The sequence below is a fragment of the Dermacoccus sp. UBA1591 genome, from assembly GCF_002322065.1.
Taxonomy (GTDB): Bacteria; Actinomycetota; Actinomycetes; order Actinomycetales; family Dermatophilaceae; genus Dermacoccus; species Dermacoccus nishinomiyaensis.
Genome location: NZ_DCNR01000017.1, coordinates 1 through 17697, shown reverse-complemented (window position 1 = coordinate 17697; position 17697 = coordinate 1). Strand labels below are relative to the sequence as shown.

The 17697-nt window shown below is 67.5% G+C and carries 17 protein-coding genes and 1 pseudogene; 14 read left to right on the top strand and 4 right to left on the bottom strand.

Annotated features, from left to right (window positions below; genetic code table 11):
- Together B2284_RS01630 and B2284_RS01625 are read left to right on the top strand one after the other, a co-directional pair.
- Nucleotides 1–346 (top strand): hypothetical protein (locus B2284_RS01630; RefSeq protein WP_286697103.1); only part of this gene is annotated, 346 nt, incomplete at its 5' end.
- Nucleotides 347–411: 65 nt separating this feature from the next.
- Nucleotides 412–2025 carry an RNA-guided endonuclease InsQ/TnpB family protein gene (locus tag B2284_RS01625; protein WP_286697102.1) on the top strand — a complete coding sequence of 538 codons (1614 nt, stop codon included), beginning with the start codon at nt 412–414 and terminating at the stop codon, nt 2023–2025.
- Between the two features lie 664 nt (nt 2026–2689).
- Here B2284_RS01625 and B2284_RS01620 read toward each other — a convergent pair.
- Nucleotides 2690–3922, bottom strand: coding sequence for an NAD(P)/FAD-dependent oxidoreductase (locus B2284_RS01620; RefSeq protein ID WP_040015184.1), 1233 nt, complete (start codon nt 3920–3922; stop codon nt 2690–2692).
- Nucleotides 3923–4354: 432 nt separating this feature from the next.
- On the opposite strand from B2284_RS01620, the gene B2284_RS01615 reads away from it, so the two are divergent.
- The 6 genes from B2284_RS01615 (at nt 4355) to B2284_RS01590 (ending at nt 8624) form a co-directional block, all read left to right on the top strand.
- Nucleotides 4355–5182, top strand: a complete 828-nt coding sequence (locus B2284_RS01615; protein ID WP_040015183.1) for an oxygenase MpaB family protein — start codon at nt 4355–4357, stop codon at nt 5180–5182.
- A gap of 415 nt (nt 5183–5597) precedes the next feature.
- Nucleotides 5598–6020, top strand: coding sequence for a TetR/AcrR family transcriptional regulator (locus B2284_RS01610; protein WP_160126279.1), 423 nt, complete (start codon nt 5598–5600; stop codon nt 6018–6020).
- Nucleotides 6017–6364, top strand: a complete 348-nt coding sequence (locus B2284_RS01605) for a DMT family transporter (RefSeq protein ID WP_131941950.1) — start codon at nt 6017–6019, stop codon at nt 6362–6364. Before B2284_RS01610 ends, B2284_RS01605 begins: the two co-directional genes overlap by 4 nt.
- Nucleotides 6364–6684 (top strand): DMT family transporter, encoded by a 321-nt coding sequence (locus B2284_RS01600; RefSeq protein WP_006947550.1) that lies wholly within the window; start codon nt 6364–6366, stop codon nt 6682–6684. The genes B2284_RS01605 and B2284_RS01600 overlap by 1 nt, the downstream gene beginning before the upstream one ends.
- 174 nt (nt 6685–6858) lie before the next feature.
- Complete coding sequence (locus tag B2284_RS01595) at nt 6859–8181, top strand: ISL3 family transposase (RefSeq protein ID WP_074041251.1); 1323 nt, start codon at nt 6859–6861, stop codon at nt 8179–8181.
- Nucleotides 8182–8360: 179 nt separating this feature from the next.
- Complete coding sequence (locus B2284_RS01590) at nt 8361–8624, top strand: hypothetical protein (protein WP_040015181.1); 264 nt, start codon at nt 8361–8363, stop codon at nt 8622–8624.
- A gap of 143 nt (nt 8625–8767) precedes the next feature.
- On the opposite strand, the gene B2284_RS01585 is transcribed toward B2284_RS01590, so the two are convergent.
- Complete coding sequence (locus tag B2284_RS01585; RefSeq protein WP_006947558.1) at nt 8768–9157, bottom strand: heavy metal-responsive transcriptional regulator; 390 nt, start codon at nt 9155–9157, stop codon at nt 8768–8770.
- Nucleotides 9158–9261: 104 nt separating this feature from the next.
- Between B2284_RS01585 and merA the strand changes: the two genes are divergently transcribed.
- Genes merA through B2284_RS01560 form a run of 5 tightly spaced genes read left to right on the top strand, consistent with a single transcriptional unit; the run spans nt 9262 to nt 13125 of the window.
- On the top strand, nt 9262–10686 hold the full coding sequence (gene merA / locus B2284_RS01580) for a mercury(II) reductase (RefSeq protein ID WP_074046576.1): 1425 nt from the start codon (nt 9262–9264) through the stop codon (nt 10684–10686).
- Nucleotides 10674–11357, top strand: coding sequence for an organomercurial lyase MerB (gene merB, locus B2284_RS01575; protein ID WP_015780448.1), 684 nt, complete (start codon nt 10674–10676; stop codon nt 11355–11357). The genes merA and merB overlap by 13 nt, the downstream gene beginning before the upstream one ends.
- A gap of 29 nt (nt 11358–11386) precedes the next feature.
- A complete protein-coding gene (locus B2284_RS01570; RefSeq protein ID WP_006947549.1) occupies nt 11387–11686 on the top strand; it encodes a hypothetical protein in 300 nt (99 codons plus the stop codon).
- The gene (locus B2284_RS01565; protein WP_006947551.1) at nt 11683–12201 is read left to right on the top strand and encodes a TlpA family protein disulfide reductase; all 519 of its coding nucleotides are present in this window, start codon (nt 11683–11685) and stop codon (nt 12199–12201) included. Before B2284_RS01570 ends, B2284_RS01565 begins: the two co-directional genes overlap by 4 nt.
- A 3-nt stretch (nt 12202–12204) precedes the next feature.
- Entirely contained in the window at nt 12205–13125 is a 921-nt protein-coding gene (locus B2284_RS01560) for a cytochrome c biogenesis CcdA family protein (protein WP_074046575.1), read from the top strand.
- Between the two features lie 225 nt (nt 13126–13350).
- Here the strand turns inward: B2284_RS01560 and B2284_RS01555 are convergent, their stop codons facing one another.
- Nucleotides 13351–15513, bottom strand: a complete 2163-nt coding sequence (locus B2284_RS01555) for a hypothetical protein (RefSeq protein WP_006947559.1) — start codon at nt 15511–15513, stop codon at nt 13351–13353.
- Between the two features lie 20 nt (nt 15514–15533).
- Nucleotides 15534–16713, bottom strand: a pseudogene (locus B2284_RS01550) (IS30 family transposase).
- Nucleotides 16714–16959: 246 nt separating this feature from the next.
- Here B2284_RS01550 and B2284_RS01545 point away from each other — a divergent pair.
- A complete protein-coding gene (locus B2284_RS01545) occupies nt 16960–17361 on the top strand; it encodes a VOC family protein (RefSeq protein ID WP_006946341.1) in 402 nt (133 codons plus the stop codon).
- Nucleotides 17362–17697: the final 336 nt, after the last annotated feature.

Below are 17697 nucleotides of genomic sequence, written 5' to 3'. Positions count from 1 at the left end.
AACGATGGCTGGCGGGATGAATCGCAAGGACGGGCACGTCGCACCGATCGGGGTACGCGCCGGCATCCCCGAAGACCCCGACGAACGCCCGTGGGAGCTTCCTCGTGGGGTCGCACCGCGTGATGGGCACGTCGAGTTGTATGTCGACGGCGAGTGGGTGCAAGCCCTGCTCATCGAGCAGCGTGTCGAAGGTTCGCTGTGGCACTGCCGCGTCGTGTGGGCAGAGCGCGGCGTCGAGACGCGGGTGCGTAACGAGTGGGTTATCCCCGCGCGCATACGGCCGCGCACGGGTCCCACCCCGAGCCCGCAACAACGCGACGAAGCTCCACACCCCCCAACCCCATAGATTCCCCGGAATTCCGGGGTTGTCGGTGTGCACGACTAGGTTCTCACCAAGGAAGGAGGCACCCCATGACCACTCGTGAAATCTTGCGCGCATACCGCGTCCCCCTGGACCCGACCGACGCACAGACCGCAGCACTGGCCTCTCATGCGGGCGCCTCCCGCGCCGCTTTCAACTGGGCCCTCGGCGCCAAGGTGCACGCCCACCGCATGTGGAGCGCGTGCGTCGCCGATCTGACCTACACCCGCTACGGCCACCTCGACGCAGATCAGGCCCTCGCCGCCGCGAAGAAGGACGCCTCGCGCTACTACCGCATCCCCACATCCCAAACCAACGAGAAGGCGTTCGACCGCGACCCGGATTACGCCTGGCGCACCGAGGTCAACCGCCGCAGCTGGGTCTCGGGGATGCGCCAAGCTGACACGGCGTGGCAGAACTGGCTCGACTCCCTGACAGGTCGACGCGCCGGGCGGCGTGTCGGATACCCCCGCTTCAAGTCCAAGGGGCGCTGCCGCGATAGCTTCACCCTGGCCCACGACGTGAAGCGTCCCAGCATCCGCCCGGACGGCTACCGCCGACTGACGCTGCCGAAGAAGATCTCCGTCACCGGCTCCATCCGGCTCAAGGGCAACATCCGCCACCTCGCCCGACGCATCCGTCGCGGCGTGGCACGCATCCAGTCAGCCACGATCTCCCGCGCGGGCAACGGCTGGTCAGTGAGCATCCTCGCGCTGGAAACACTCGACATCCCCGACCACCCCACCCCGCGCCAGCAAGCCGCAGGCGCGGTCGGGGTCGACGTGGGTGTGCACCACCTGATGGCTTTCAGCGACGCCACCATCATCGACAACCCGCGCCACCTGCGCGCGGCGCAGAAGCGGCTGACCCGCGCCCAGCGCGCCTTGTCGCGCAGCAAGTGGCGCCTACCCAACGGCGACCTCATCGACACCCCCAAGCGTGGCCAACGCGTCACACCCACGACGGGCCGCGTCAAGGCTCGAGCCCGTCTCGCGCGAGAGCACGCCGCTGTCGCCCAGCACCGCGCGAGCACACTGCACGCCATCACGAAGCAGCTCGCGACCTCGCACGCCGTCGTCGCTGTCGACGACCTCAACGTCGCCGTCATGACGCGCAGCGCACGAGGCAGCATCGACAAGCCTGGCCGCAACGTCGCCGCGAAAGCGGGCCTCAACCGTTCCATCCTCGACGCGAGCTTCGCCGAGATGCGGCGACAACTCACCCACAAGACTTCGTGGTACCGATCGCAGCTCCTGCCCTCAGGGTGCTTCGTTCCCACGAGCAGGACGTGTTCGACGTGCGGGGCGGAGAAAGCCAATCTGCCCCTGTCGGAACGCGTGTACCACTGCGAGAACTGCGCCACGGTGCTTGACCGTGACGTCAACGCGGCGAAGAACGTCCTTCGCGCCGCTCTCGCATCCCACGACGCCCCCGGCATGGAGGAGTCGCAAAACGCCCGTGGAGGGCGCGGTGAGACATCTGTCGCGCGACGTTCTGCGAAGCGGGAAGACCCACCGCGAGGTGGGCCACCCCGGCCGTGTAATCGCGTCCGGTCATCTCCCCCCGACGGGGAAGCGAAAGTGAGGGCAAATGCTTCCCCCACCAACTGCAAAGCGCGGAAACACAGCACCCCGCAAGGGTCGGCCCCGCGCACGCGGAGATGAGCCCAACAAACCGAACCGCGGCGCGCTACTCAAGATGTCGGCCCCACGCACGCGGAGATGAGCCCCGGGGTCACCGCCCGCTGTGGCTGGGGTGATCGTCGGCCCCGCGCACGGGGAGATGAGCCCGCCGGCACCGAGTTCGGCATCCTCATCGTCAAGTCGGCCCCGCGCACGCGGAGATGAGCCCGGTTCGTGTGGCCACGGGTTCACCCTCCGCAGATCGGCCCCATACACGCAGAGACGAGCCCGAACTCGGTTGAGGTGACGCGCCATGCGGCGTGTCGGCCCCGTGCACTCGGAGATAAGCCCCGGCTCGCTGCCACACGTTCACGTCATCATCAGTTGGCTCCACGCACGCGGAGTGCAAAACGCATCATCTGGAGACGGTTTTGGCGCCCTGAGTTTGGCCAAGGGTTTTGCACACCTCTGAGAGACGCTGGGGGTCGCATCTGAGCACCCTGCTGCTCGGTGTGCAGAGACGACCCCTGCCGATCAGCTATCGGCGGGGCGAGACATGCAACTTGCGGGTTCTATAAGCAGCAGGCCAATGCCGTGTCGGTTCCCGCTGTGGCACTGACTGCCGCGCTGCCGATCGCAACCAGGCACGCTCGATACCTACTCGCTGATGGTCTCGACCGAGGCGCTTGACCCGCTCTTGCCCGGATCATTTCCCCTTCAGGAGGCGATGCCAGTAGATCAGCGGTTGGGCGAAGAGGTCGAAGGCGAAAGTGGCCATTCTGGGCCGCGCCAGAGAGATGAATGACAGGGTCTGTTCCTCGTGGCCCTGACGGTCCCACTCTGCCAAGATGAGGCGGCGACGATCGATCGGGATTGGTGCGACGCTGTACCCGTCATAGCGGGCCGCGAGGGGTTTGCCGTTGCGGCGTGCGATGAGGTTGTCACTGAGGACGGGGACCTGGCGTCGTAGACCGCCACCAGAGGAGGCGGTACCGAGTTGCGCGGCGTCCCCTAGTGACCAAATCCCGTCGTTTCGCCGGTGATGCAGGGTGCGCTCGTCGACGTCAATCAGGCCTGTCCCGGGTCGAGCGATACCCGCGTCGGCGACCCAGTCGTGGCCACGGTGGGCTGGTACGACGTGCAACGCGTCGTAGGGCCAATGAGTAGCGTTGCCGTCGACGTCGCGCGTGGTGACGTGGCGCGAGTCTGCGTCGATGGATTCAACGGTGATACCGGAACGCACGTGGACACCAAGGCGTCGCAGGCGGGAGTCGATCTCGTTGTTCGCGCGGGGTAGGCCGGTGAAGTCGCTGTTCTCGTTGAGCACGGTCATCGTGATGTTCTCCAGGCGCCCTTCGCGGCGCCAATGGTCCGCGGCGAGAAACAGTGGCTTTAGGCCAACGGACGGGCAGGGTGCGTTGCGGCTCGAGATGGTGAACACCGCGTTGCCCTGGCGCAGGTTCTTGAGCATGTCCCATGTTGCGCTGGCCATGGTCGGCTCGTAGTTCGTCGAGGCGTGAGGTGAAGCGCATGCCTGACGCAGTCCGGGGGTGGCGTCCCAGTCAATATGGGTGCCGGGGCACACGACGACGTCGGTGGCGCTAATACGCCGTCCGGCATCTGTATGCACCTGATGCGCGCTTGTCGCGTCCACCTCGCCTGAGACTGGAGCGGGGGTCAACTCGACGACCGATTCGCGATACCAAGTGCATCCCGCAGGGATCTGCTTGCTTTGAGGCCGTTGCGCCCTGCGCAGCGTCGCAAGCCCTGCACCAACGTAGGAAAGCAGCGGGCGATAGGTGTGCAGCCCTTCGGGGCTGACGATGGCGATGTCCAGATCGGGATCGTCACGACGTAGCCGAGCGGCCAGCGCGATGCCGGCGTTGCCCGCGCCGATAATGACGACGTCGTGCGTGGTTTCGGGGCGGGTGAGGTTCATGGCTTCCATCTTGCCGCGCGGGTACGTCATTCTTGGATGGCGGTGACCGGCGGTAGCACGCACCGCCTCCGTCAGGGCCGCTTGGCTCGCACAGACCGGACAATAGGGGACGTACAGATACGATCCGACGCGCCTTCGCCCTAACACGCGCAGCGCACTCCAGCCTGGCCCACGAAGACGCCAGGTTTTCTTGCCCAGGGCCTCATTCATCGCCTGCCACCGGATCGTCCTGCAGAGCCGACCTCAGGTCGTACATCGGCATCGTATGGTCCTCTGTTTGTCAGCGCTCGAGTCGTCATGTTGGTGCTGAGCGACCGGGGGGCCGGAGGCATGCGGGGCGGCGCGTTCGCAGCCGACGGCTGGGAAGCAGCTTGTGGTGCGAGCGTGTACGTGCCGTCCGTGGGTGTGATGGGGGCCTGGCACGATGGGCGCATGGATGCGGTTTTTGCTCTTCGGCGCCAGTTGTCGCTAAAGCTGCGTGACGGTGTGGCCGGGCCCGACGCGGAGCGGGCGCGCGCCCGCATCTGGGACTCGCCCGGGCCTCGCTGGTTCGACGAGAACGACCCGTTGTGGATCGTGCACGCCGACGCCTCCATGTTCATCGGGGGCCTCGCGTCCTTGCTGCTGCAGTCGTTGCATCCGCTTGCGATGGCCGGCGTCGCCCAGCACAGCGGCTACCGATCCGACCCGTGGGGTCGGTTGCAGCGCACCAGCCACTACATCGCGACGACGTCGTTCGGCACGATCGAACACGCCGAAGCCATGATCGCCGCGGTGCGACGCATCCACGAGACCGTCACGGGCACGTTCGAAGCCACCCCCTACCGCGCGGGCGACCCGGACCTGCTGCGGTGGGTGCACGTCGCCGAGACGTTCTGCTTCGCGCGCGCCCACCAGCTGTATGGACACGTACACCTCGATGCCGCGCAGTACGACACCTACGTCGACCAGGCACGCCACTCGGCGCAGCTGCTCGGGGTGACGCACGCCCCGACAACGATGGTCGCCATGCTCGAGCAGCTGGCGACGTACCGGCCTGCGCTGCACGCGACGAGGGACTGCCTCGATGCTCAACACTTCCTCCTGCGCGACCCGCCTCTTCCACGCGGTGCGCGGCCGGGTTACTCGCTCCTTGTACGTGGCGCGGTCGCGGTTCTTCCGTCTTGGGCGCGAAGCGAACTGCAGCTGCATTCGCGGCCGGGTGATGAGCGCCTGGGGCGCGTTGGCACAGCAGCGATTCGATGGGTGATGGCTGCGTAGCGTCGTTACCCAGCCGGGAGTTAACCGGCTCATCCCAATCGAGGGTGTAGTCGCGGTCTGGAAGTCGCCGGCTTTGAGTAGTGGCCTAGCGATAGTTGATGAGGTTTCGGAACCCACGCGCGGAAGTCACAGAGGTGTTCGAGTCATCCGTTGATCGCCTTGGCCGGGGCGTCGTAGGTGCCGGGCGGTCACGCTCTTAGCATGCTGACGCTCAGCTCGGGAGGCCCAGCTCACCATGAGTTTGTTACTTACCCTACCGGTAGGTAGAGTTGTCGATATGAGTACTAGTGCACCTGCCCACCGACCGTCGGCGCGAGGCGGCGTTCTCGCCAGCACTCTTGCGTGGGCCCGCACTGGCGCCTCTGTCTCCCTGGTGTCCGCAGCTCGCGCTGCAGGAATCACTAAGGCTGGCCTGATGTACCACTTCCCAACCAAGGAAGCACTGATGACCGCCGTCATCGACCACCTCCTCGACGGCTACGAGCGGGATCTGGCCGCCCGCCTGGCTACCACCAACCCAAACGTACCCACGATCAGCGAACGCCTCGCCGCCTACGTTGACTGGGCTTGCGACGGGCCGTTCGACTACGGCGACCTGGTCATGTTCACCGACCCCCGCCTGCGCGAGCCGCTCACCGAGCGATGGAACAGCCGCATGGGGGCCTGGGTCGACGTCCCCGAGACCCTTCCGGCCGACCAGCGGGCCCGCCTCCACGGCGTCCGACTCTTGGCCGACGGCATCTGGCTCAACACCGCCGGCAACGGCATCGCCCTATCCGACGAGGACACCGACGCCATTCGAGCACTCGCACACCACCTCATCCAGGAGAACTCATGACCAAGTGGCTACTGCTCGCGGGGGCCATCCTCAGCGAGGTCACCGGTTCGCTGTCGCTGAAGGGAGCACTCGATCGACCCGGACTGTACGTGCTCGTCGCGGCTGGCTACATCGCCTCGTTCATTCTCCTCGCCCTCGTTCTGCGTCAGGGCATGGCGCTGGGCGTCGCCTACGGCATTTGGGGCGCCCTCGGTGTCGCCACCACCGCCGTGATGTCGTCGCTGATCTTCGATGAAACCCTCACCGCACTCATGGGCGTCGGCATCGTCCTCATCATTGCCGGCGTCCTCACCGTCGAACTCGGCTCCCAGCACGCGGCCAAGAACCTCGAAGAAGCCACCTGATGGCTTACCTGTTCCTCCTCGGAGCCATCATTGCCGAGGTCAGCGCTACCCTCTCGCTGCGCATGGCAGCTACTGGCGTCCGCGCCTACTACGCCGCCGTCGCCGGCGGCTACCTCCTGGCCTTCGCGTTTCTCACCCTCGCCCTTAATGAGGGCCTGGGCCTCGGTGTCGCTTACGGCATCTGGGCAGCGTCCGGAGTTGCCCTAACGGCCGTCGCGTCCAAAGCCCTCTTCAAGGAGCCGCTCACCGCGCTCATGATGGGCGGCATCGCACTCATCATCGCCGGCGTTCTTCTCGTCGAGCTCGGCGCCCTGCACTGACTGAGATCCCCATCCCCACGACGTCGTCGCTCACAACGGAGCAAGGCCTTGGCAACGGGCTTCTGATGAGGTGTACTCGTTGATCGAAGCGACTCCGGCGCGACGGTGGCTAGATCGTGGTCGAGGTCTTCGGAAGATGACGTTCCACGCCTGACATCCGGAGGTCTGACGTCGTTGCCTGTCGCTACCGCTCGGGCCCGCTTCGCTCGCCCGGACCTGACAACGTTCTGCCGACTCGACGAACTCGACCTCGTCGTGACCGGCCAGCGCCTCGAGCCCGACCGCGCGGTGCTCGCCTGCAGAGTCCTGACCCCGGACGAGTGGTGTCGACGCTGCGGCGCCGAAGGCGCTGCTCGGGACACCGTGATCCGTCGGCTCGCGCACGAGCCGCTGGGGTGGCGACCGACGGTGTTGGAGGTCGCGGTGCGTCGCTACCGCTGCACCGGCTGCGGGCACGTGTGGCGCCAAGACACCACCCGTGCGGCCGAGCCGCGGTCGAAGCTCTCGCGCCGTGGGCTGCAGTGGGCGCTCGAAGCGCTGGTCGTGCAGCACCTCACCGTCACCCGGATCGCCGAGGGACTCGACGTCGCCTGGGACACCGTCAACGACGCCGTGCTTGCTGAAGGCCGACGTGTTCTCATCGACGACCCGGCCCGCTTCGACGGCGTGAGGGTCATCGGCGTCGATGAGCACGTCTGGAGGCACACCAGGCGCGGCGACAGGTACGTCACCGTGATCATCGACCTGACCCCGATCCGCGACAAGACCGGCCCCGCCAGGCTGCTGGACATGGTCGAGGGTCGCTCGAAGGAGGCCTTCAAGACCTGGCTCGCCGCCCGACCCGACACCTGGCGCGACGGGATCGAGGTCGTCGCGATGGACGGGTTCACCGGCTTCAAGACCGCCGCCGCCGAGGAGCTCCCCGACGCGGTGGCGGTCATGGATCCGTTCCACGTCGTCCGCCTCGCCGGGGACGCGCTCGACCGGTGCCGGCGCCGGGTGCAGCAGGCCATCCACGGCCACCGCGGGATGAAGGGCGACCCGCTGTATGCCGCGCGGCGGACCCTGCACACCGGCGCCGAGCTGCTGACCGACAAGCAGGCCGCTCGACTCCGCACGTTGTTCGGGGCCGAGGAGCATGTCGAGGTCGAGGCGACCTGGGGGATCTACCAGCGGATGATCGCCGCCTACCGCCACGAAGACCGCCACCACGGCCGCGAGCTCATGGCCAACCTGATTGCCTCGATCAGCAGCGGTGTCCCGAGGGCGCTGGTCGAACTCACCACACTCGGCCGGACGCTGAGGAAGCGCGCCGACGACGTGCTCGCCTACTTCGACCGCCCCGGCACGTCCAACGGTCCGACCGAGGCGATCAACGGCCGCCTCGAACACCTCCGCGGCAGTGCTCTTGGGTTCCGCAACCTCACCAACTACATCGCCAGGAGCCTGCTCGAGACCGGCGGGTTCAGACCCCGTCTACACCCTCGACTGGGATGAGCCCCTTTGGGCCTCTACGGGGTGCAGCCTCACGAACCTGGCCTGGTTCGGGTTCCGGACGGCCTACGCACTACCCTCGCACCACATGCAGAAAAGCTGCAGGGCCACCCTATTCAGCGAGGTCCAAGCCATCGCGCACACCGCAAATCCACCTTGAAAGCGACCGAAAGGAAGCCGCAATGGCCGAGCGCACCTTCGTTACCGCGACCGGCCCCGACCAGCATGGCCGGTGGGGCACCATGAACGACCAGCCCATCACCGACGGTGAAGACGGCTTCCCTGGCGCGACTCTCAACTCCGTGGGCCGGCCCCACACCGTTGGCACCAAGCGCGCCGAAACCGTCACTGCCTGCCTCGACGCAGTGTGCCGTCGCGTCCACGACGAGCACACCAGCGCCTCCGCCATCATGCGCCGCGCACTCGATGATTACCTGGCCGGCTGATGGCTGACTCTGAATGGGTCCAACTCGCGTCAAGCGCATATTGGTAGTGCGCGTTATTTGATTTGGCGCTATTTGGCGGACGGGGGATTCTGCACGACTTTCCGTTCTCGTCGCTTGGGAGAGCCGAGAGGATTTTCCGTGAGCTACAGGTACCGGCAGACCTGGTCCGCGCTGCACGAGTCGGGGTCGGGCTGCGCGGCGTCGTGCCTGAGCTCGGCGATGGTGTCTCGGAGCGCTGTGAGCTGGGCGATCTGCTGCCCGATCTCGGCGAAGCGCGCGTCGAGGAGATCGCGCACGTGCTCGCAGGGAGCAGCGCCGCCGTCGCGGATGTCGAGGATCTGGCGGATCTGGGCGAGGGTGAGGCCCGCGGCCTGGCCGCGGTGGACGAAGTCGATCCGGGCGGCCGTCTCGGGCGCGTAGTCGCGGTATCCGGACGGCGTGCGCTCGGCCGGGGGCAGCAGGCCCTGCTCCTCGTAGAACCGCAGCGTCTTCGCCGTCGTTCCCGCCCGCTCGGCGAGTTCCCCGATGCGCATCGCAGGCCCCCTTTTCTTTCGGCAGAAGCCTTCTTGACCTTCCCCTGCACTGGAAGGTCCAGTATGGCCGAGAAAGAAGAGAAACCCAAGTGACGGGAGCTGCGATGCCCACGAAGTACGACCTCGCCATCATCGGATCGGGCGGTGGTGCGTTCGCCGCCGCGATCCGCGCGACCACGCTCGGCAAGTCGGTGGTGATGATCGAGCGCGGGACGCTCGGTGGCACCTGCGTGAACACCGGCTGCGTGCCGTCGAAGGCCCTGATCGCCGCGGCCGACGCACGGCACTCCGCGGCCGACACCGCCGACCGGTTCCCGGGGATCGCGACGACGGCGGGGCCAGTGGACATGCCCGCCCTGATCGCCGGGAAGCAGGCGCTGGTCGAGTCGCTGCGGGGCGAGAAGTACGCCGACGTCGCCGACTCCTACGGTTGGGCCGTCCACCGCGGCGATGCCGCGTTCGCCGGCACCCCCGACGCACCGGTCCTCCAGGTCGCCGGGGACGACGGGAGCACCGAGACGATCGAGGCCGGGCACTACCTGGTCGCGACCGGCTCTCGGCCGTGGGCCCCGCCGATCGACGGCCTGGACCAGACCGGGTACCTGACCTCGACCACGGCGATGGAGCTGACCGAACTCCCTGAGTCCCTGCTCGTGCTCGGCGGCGGCTACGTCGCCCTGGAGCAGGCGCAGCTGTTCGCCCGGCTCGGCTCCCAGGTCACCGTGCTGGTCCGGTCCCGGCTCGCGTCGAAGGAGGAGCCGGAGGTGTCCAGGACGCTGCAGGAGGTGTTCGCCGACGAGGGCATCCGGGTGGTCCGCCGCGCGCTGCCGACGCGGGTGTCCCGCGACGCCGCGACCGGGCAGGCCGTCGTCACCGCGGACGTCGCCGGCGGCCGGGAGGAGTTCCGCACCGACCAGGTGCTCGTCGCCCTCGGACGACGACCGGCCACCGATGGGCTCGGCCTCGACAGGGTCGGGGTCAAGACCGGGGACCTCGGCGAGGTGGTCGTCTCCGACCGGATGCAGTCCTCCCACCCGCGGATCTGGGCCGCGGGCGACGTGACCGGCCACCCCGAGTTCGTCTACGTCGCCGCCCACCACGGCACCCTCGTCGCCGAGAACGCGTTCGCCGACGCCGATCGGGCCGTGGACTACGCCCGACTGCCGAGGGTGACGTTCACCGGCCCGGCGATCGGCGCGGTCGGGATGACCGAGAAGGACGTCGTCGCCGCCGGGATCCGCTGCGACTGCCGCGTCCTGCCCCTGCACCACGTGCCCCGCGCACTGGTCAACCGCGACACCCGCGGCTTCGTCAAGATCGTCGTGGACGCCGACACCGGGAAGATCCTCGGCATCACCGCCGTCGCCAAGGACGCCGGCGAGCTCGCCGCCGCCGGGGTCCACGTGCTCGGCAAGACGGTCGCCGAGGTCGCCGACGCCTGGGCCCCCTACCTGACCATGGCCGAGGGCATCCGGATCGCCGCCAAGGCCTTCACCACCGACCCGTCGCTCCTGTCGTGCTGCGCGTGAACGAACTGGAGGAACCCACGATGTCTGACCTCAGCATGCAACTGCCCGAGCGGCTCAGCCGACTGGGAGAGACCGGCCTGCTCATCCCGCTGCTGCGGCTGCTCGCCGACGGTGACCCCGTCACCGTCCAACAGCTGTCCGTGGCTGCGGGCCGCACGATCGACGAGGTACGGCTCGGACTGGCCGCGATGCAGGACACCGAGTACGACGACCAGGGCCGAATCGTCGGCCAGGGCCTCACGCTGCGCCCTACACCGCACCGGTTCACCGTCGACGGTGAGGAGCTCTACACCTGGTGCGCCCTGGACACCCTCATCTTCCCGGCCCTCCTCGATCGCCCAGCGCGCGTGGAGTCCGTCTCCCCGGCCAGCGGAGAGACGATCCGCGTCACCATCGATCCGGTTGCCGGTGTCACCGGCGTCACACCCCCGAGCGCCGTGGTGTCGCTGGTGAACCTGGAGCAGATCACCTCGATCCGCTCGGCCTTCTGCAACCAGGTGCACTATTTCGCCTCCGTCGACGACGCCACCGGGTGGCTCTCTGAGCATCCCGGTGCCGAGGTGGTGTCGGTGGCCGAGGCCTACCGGATCGGCAACGAGCTCACAACGAGCCTGCTCGACCTGCTTCAGGACGACACCCCGGTGGCCGACGACTGTCCCCGCTGCTGTTGACCCGCGACACAGAAGGATTCGAGAACGCTATGACCTCCAAACACGACGACCGAACGCGAGGCGGTGGCCTACTCCTGGGAGCCGGTGCCGTGCTCCTCATGACGATCTGCTGCGCGCTGCCCGTGCTCATCGCCGGCGGAATGCTTACTGGCATCGGCGGGCTCCTTCTCGGCAACCCGTGGGTGATCGGCGTGGGCATTGCGCTCCTCGCGATCGTGCTGCTCGTCGTCGTCCGCCGCCGAACCCGCCGCGGCCGTGTCGAACCTGACTGCTGCCCGCCCACCGAATCCGCTCACCGCACCGACCCGAAGGGCGAACAGAACCAATGATCAGCTCCCGCGCCCGTCGTTCGCTCGCCACCCTCCTGCTCGCAGGCTCGCTCATCCTGACCGCCTGCGGCACCGTTGATAAGGATCCCGTCTCTGCCGAGACTGCCACCGCCGCGACGGTGACCAGCATCGACGCTCAGCGGATCAGCCTGCCCGCCGCCGGGAAGCCCACCGCGGTGTTCTTCTTCTCCGTCGGCTGCGGCGAATGCGTCGGCGGAGTCCGATCCCTCGGTCAGGCGGCAGCCGCGGCCGAGGAGGCCGGCATCGATGCCCAGTTCCTCGCCGTCGACATGGATCCGCGCGAACCTACCGAGACCATTCAGAGGTTCATGGAGTACGTCGACGCCGTGCATGTCCCCGCCGCCATCGACGAGGGCGCGGCGCTGTCCCAGCGCTTCGGGGTCGCCGCGCTGTCTACACTGATCATCGTCGACAGTGACGGACAGGTGACCTTCCGCGCCACCGACCCCGACGCCGATACGATCGTCTCCGCGCTCCACAAGGCCGGGGCCTGAGCGATGGGCGGACTCCTCGCCCTTGCCTTCGCCGCCGGGATGATCGCCCCCGTCAATCCCTGCGGCTTCGCGCTGCTCCCGGCCTGGATCACCCATGCGCTGGGCGACGCCGCCTCTTCCTCAGCCCCGGTGCGCCTGCTGCGCGCCCTACGGGCTGGCCTCGCGCTGACGATCGGGTTTGCGGGCACGCTCGCCTTGGCTGGCGTCGCGGTAAGCGCCGGCGCACGGGGCCTGATCCAGGCCGCCCCAGCCCTCGGCCTCGCCGTCGGGATCCTGTTGGTGCTGCTCGGCGGGGCGATGCTAGCCGGACGCTCTATGTCCCTCCGGCTTCCCGGCATACCCGGCCGCGCAATCGAACGGCTGCCCAGCGCCGTGCGCATGGTCGTCTTCGGCGTCGGCTACGCCGCGGCCTCGCTGTCGTGCACCTTCGGCGTACTCCTCGCGGTCATCGCCCAGGCCCAGGCGACAGCCAGTTTCGTCGGGCTGCTCCTCGTCTTCGCCATCTATGCCGCCGGCTCCGCCACCGTCCTGCTGCTTGTCGCCGTGGTCGCCGCCGTAGCCGGTTCTGTGCTGTCCAGGCGGATCGCCGCACTGACACGATTCGTTCCCAAGGTCACCGCCGCCGTCCTGATCCTCACCGGCGTCTACCTGGCTTGGTACTGGTTTCCAGTTGTCGTCGGCGATGCCCCTTCCGCAGGGCGCACCGACGTCGCCGCTGTCTCGGCGACGATATCGAACTGGCTCCAAAGCAACACCGGCGTCATCGCCGGCCTGTCTACCACCGTGGTGCTCATCGTGCTACTAAGCGGATTCCTTCATCAACGCCGTCGGAACTCCGGACGGAGGACCGAGGAGGACTGCTGCGACCCTCAGTCGACGCACTCTCCCGGGGACCGGCCGAGCGCGCCGACCGAGCGGCATTGAGCGGCTCCTGCACGTCAAGGTCATACGACGTGGTTGACCGGAACGACGAACTCGGACACCAGACGCCCTCCCACCCGACGCCGATCATCGGACACGGCGTGGGTGTTGTTCGTGGCCTATGTCGAAGGAGAGCGCGGCCACGATCAGGACGAGTTGACCGCCGAGCAGAATCGGTGCCGCCCGATTCTCACGACGTGACATCCCTGGAAACGTCATCGTCAGATTTCAGTGCAGGACGACTGGGAGGGGCATGCCGACGCGCTCGACGACCGCGGCGGCGTAGGCGGTGCTGTTCGCGCCGATCGCGTTGGACCAGGCGATCGCGGAGGAGATGTCCAGGCCAGTCAGCCGGCTGAGAACGACGGGTGGGAGTTCCTGCGCGAGCGCTATCAGCGCGCCGGTGCGGGCAAGTCGCGGCGGGATGCCGGCAGCGCGGAGCCGGGTATTCAGCGTGTCGGGGGCCATGTGATGCCCGGCCCGGGTTCCGGGATAGACCCACTCCTGTTCGATGCTCTCCACGAACATGCGAGGCGCGGTGCGGTTGCTGGCGGCTCCCGCGGCCGCCGGCGCGAGCTCGGCGGGGAGCACGAGAGGTTCCTGGCCGAGGCGGACGACCACGGCCTGGTCCGTGACGGTGACGTCTTCCGCGCGCAACTGGACGATCTTCGCCGCCCGGACGCCGAACATGAGCATCAGCCCCGCGGCGAGCTTCGTGTGCGGGTTGATGGACGGGTCGGAGGTGACATCGGCGAGCAGCCGCCAGCGTTCCTCGTCGCTCATGGCTTGCGGGCTCAAGGCTCCTGATGGCGGGCGTGGAGCGGTGAGCGGTCGGGATGCGCCGGCCCGTGCGGTCCAGGTCAGGAAGTGGTGCAGGAACGGGCGTCGGCCGCCGGTGAGCCATTCATCGACATCCGCCTGGGTGAGGGACACGAGAGAACCTCCGCGGGTATGGATCCATTCCAGCAGTTCGATGATCCCCGCGATCTCGAGCCGCCGCCAGGACAGCTGGCCTGATCGGGACGGCATCGTGTTGCGGCGCAGTGCGCGCAGGTGTCGCCATCGCGCGTATTGGGTGACGGTGCGCTGTTCACCCGGGTCGGGGATCTCGGCAAGTGCGCTGTCGAGCCAGAGCTCGAACCGGGCGAGCAGCTCGTCCCGCGGTGGGAGCAGCCCGTGGTCGATGAGCACGGACCGAACCGCTCGGGTCTGATACTCCGAGCCGGCCTGGTCGAGGTAGGCGTGAGTGCGCAGGGATGGGGCGGTGAGCACTCGGGTGATCAGCGTGCAGGCGACGGTGCCGCGTTCGAAGGCGTAGACGATCTTCGACGGAGCACCCTGGAACCACCGCTCTCGCAGATGCGCGATGCGTGCATCGGAGGCGGCGAGCTCGTCGGGCACCATCTCCCGGATCATCTGATCGGCTCGGCAACGGGGGCAGAGCTTCGCGATCAGCCGTGTGATGGTCCCGCAGCTGGTGCAGGGGCGGAACGACTCCGGTTGGCGGGGATAGCAGAGCGGGCAGAACGGCCGGCCCTCGATCCGGCCGTTCACTATCCGAGCGTCTCCGCAGCTTGTGCAGGTCTCGATGATCGGCGGAACGCAGGCCCAGCAGAGATAGCCGGAGCCGTCTTCGGTGCGCTTGTGGCGCAGCCGGACCTCCCCGCAGCTCACGCAGGGCTGGCGAGGGTTGGAGCACTGCTCGCAGGCGGCTCGCGCGGTTCCCGGCCAGCGGCATTGCCGCTCGTTCCCGCAGATCGTGCAGGTGTCGACGCTGGCCTTGTCGGAGCAGGGTTTGCAGATCGCTTTCTCGCTGCCGTGGAACAAACAGGGCGCAAGCTCCCCGCAGTCCGTGCAGGTGTCCAGCCGGGAGGAGCTCCGACACGTTGAACACAGCGGGCCCTCCGGGCTGCGGTAGGCGATCAGTCGATGGTTGCCGCAGCTCACGCAGACGGCGTTCTCGTCGGGGAGCTTGTTCGTGCAGCGTTGGCAGAGTCGCCGCCCGTCGGAGAGCACCCGCTCCAGGTTGGTGACGTCGTCGCAGCCATCGCAGGGGGCATGGTGCGCGATCCGGTAGCAGCGTCGGCAGCTCACTCGTCCCTCGACGCGTTCGGTGAGCGTGCGCGTGGTGCCGCAGCCTCCGCAGCGTCGTTCGGGCAGACGCGCGCCGTCCGCGTGGAGAAGGTCGTAGAACGTGCCGAACAGCACAGAGCCCGCGGCCGGGTCGGAGAACCACTCCGCGCCGTGGGCCTGCAGCTCGAGCATCAGCCGCACTCGGCGGTCCCTCCCGTCCGCCGCCATCTGCTCCACCGCTCGAAGGATGGTCGCGGTCGCGACACGGCGATGGCGGCGGACTTGCTCGACGATGCGCTCGGCCGCTTCGGGTTTCATGTCGACCCAGCATGGCGGATTCAACCGGTCAACGCACCATTGATGGTGTTCAGGCTATCGGTGAAGGCGTCGTGGGATGAGGCCCAGCCGAGGACCTTGCGGGGCCGTTCGTTGATGCGCGTCGCGATGGTGTCGAGGTCGGTCTGGGTGAAGGAGCGTAGGTCGGCGTTCTTCGCGAGGTACTGACGCAGCAGGCGGTTCGCTGGGGGCACCTCCTGCTTGGAGCGAAGCGCGCGGGGGAGTTTCGTTCGTGCCGCGCTGCCATGGCGAACGGGCGTCACAGAAGAACACTTGCATGCCCAGGGCGTGCGTCACCTGGTCGTGGAAGGCCATTTCCCTGCCGCGATCCCACGTCAACGACCGACGAAACTGCGGCGGCACGTCGGCGAGATTCTCGATGAGAGCGTCCCTGACGGCGTCAGCCTTGTACCCGTTTGGCAGGGCGACGACGCGCACCAGGCGGGTGGAGCGTTCGACGAGGGTGGCCACGGCGGACGGGCGTCGGCCCATGACGAGGTCACCTTCCCAATGGCCGACTTCGGCCCGGTCTTCGACGCTGGCGGGTCGATCGTGGATGGAGGTCATGTTCCGCAACACGCCGCGGCGTTGTCGGGGTTTCGCGACGCGCGCATGGCGCAGGGATCGCCCTGATCGCAAGAGGCTTCCCTGTCGTGGCGCACGGATCTGGCCGGTGTACAGGGCGTGGTAGATCGACTCGTGCGACAACGAATCCTGCTGTTCGCGCCGTAGCCAGTGGGCGATCTGGGTGGGTGACCACCCTCGTTCCAGCTTCGCCGCGACCAGGCTCGACAGCGCCGTGTCGCGGTGAAGACGTGAGGGTTTCGGGCGGCGCGCGTTGCGCCACGCGCCCGCGTCAGCGATGGCCGCGCGATAGGTGCCGGGGCCGCCGTGGCGGGCGACTTCGCGGCTGATGCTCGTGTGATGGCGCCCCAGCCGAGCGGCGATGACACGGCACGACAAGCCGGCGGCGAGGCCGCGGGAGATCTCTTCACGTTCACTCAGCGCCAGGTGCCGCCGGTTCCGGGCGCGCGGCGGCGGTTTCACTCCGCCATGGCGGCGCAGCAGCGTCCGGACTGGGGTTTGGCTGACGCCGATCGTGCGGGCGATGAGCCTGATCGGCTCACCCTTCGCCCACAACGCCCAGACGTTCTCCTGCTGCTCGTTCGACAACCCGGCCATGACACCCACGATCCCCTATCGGTGGTGGTGCGTTGACCGGTTGAACTCGCGTTCGTTTCTGCTACATCTCGGCCAGGCGTGGTTCTGCACGTAGTTGAGCTACCGAATCGTGTAGCAGAACTACGTGCAGAACCATGTGTGGCAAAGCCATGGGCGCGATCATCGTTTTTGCACCACCAGTCCACCTGTCGGAGACAGCTCGAAAATCTCTCGACAAGAGGACCCCCGAGCCGTTGGCTTATTTCCATGAGTAGCTATGTTTCCCATGTATCAGTCGACTGTCTCAACGCCTACGAACTCTCCGAGTTCTGGCGGCAGGTCCTCTCCTACGACGAAAACGCCGACGACCCCAACGAGCCTGGCGACGTCGAATGCCCGATCTTCGACCCCGCCACCGGCCACACGATCTTGTTCATCCAGGTGGACGACCCCACACCGGGCAAGAACCGGATCCACTTCGACCTACGCCCACGCGAAGGCACTCGCGACGAAGAGGTCGAACGCCTCCAGGCCCTGGGCGCGCGTTTCATCGCCGACCGTCGCGACATCCACAGCCCAGGAACCGGATGGGTCACCCTCGCAGACCCCGAGGGCAACCAGTTCTGCGTCCTGCGCTCCGACGCGGAGAAGTCAGCAGCTGCGCAGTAGCTCAAACGACCGTTTCTGCCACGGTCCCGAGCGTGTGTAGGGGCCGGTGGGGGCGGCTATCTCGATAGGTTGGCGGACGTGAGAAGTGAACAGGCTGCGCTGGGCAGATCGAACCCCACATGGGTGCTGGCCCCGCCCCTTTTGGCGTCAGCGCTGGCGTTAGCCTTCCCCCGCCCTGAAATGTGGTTGGACGAGGCAGCTACGGTCAGCGCAGCGTCTCGCTCCTGGGGTGAGTTGTGGCGTCTGACTGAGCACCAGGACCGTTCACTAGCGGGTTATTACGCTGCCACGAAGTGAAGCGTCCCGGGTGTGATGGCGCTTCCTTTCGAGTTCGAG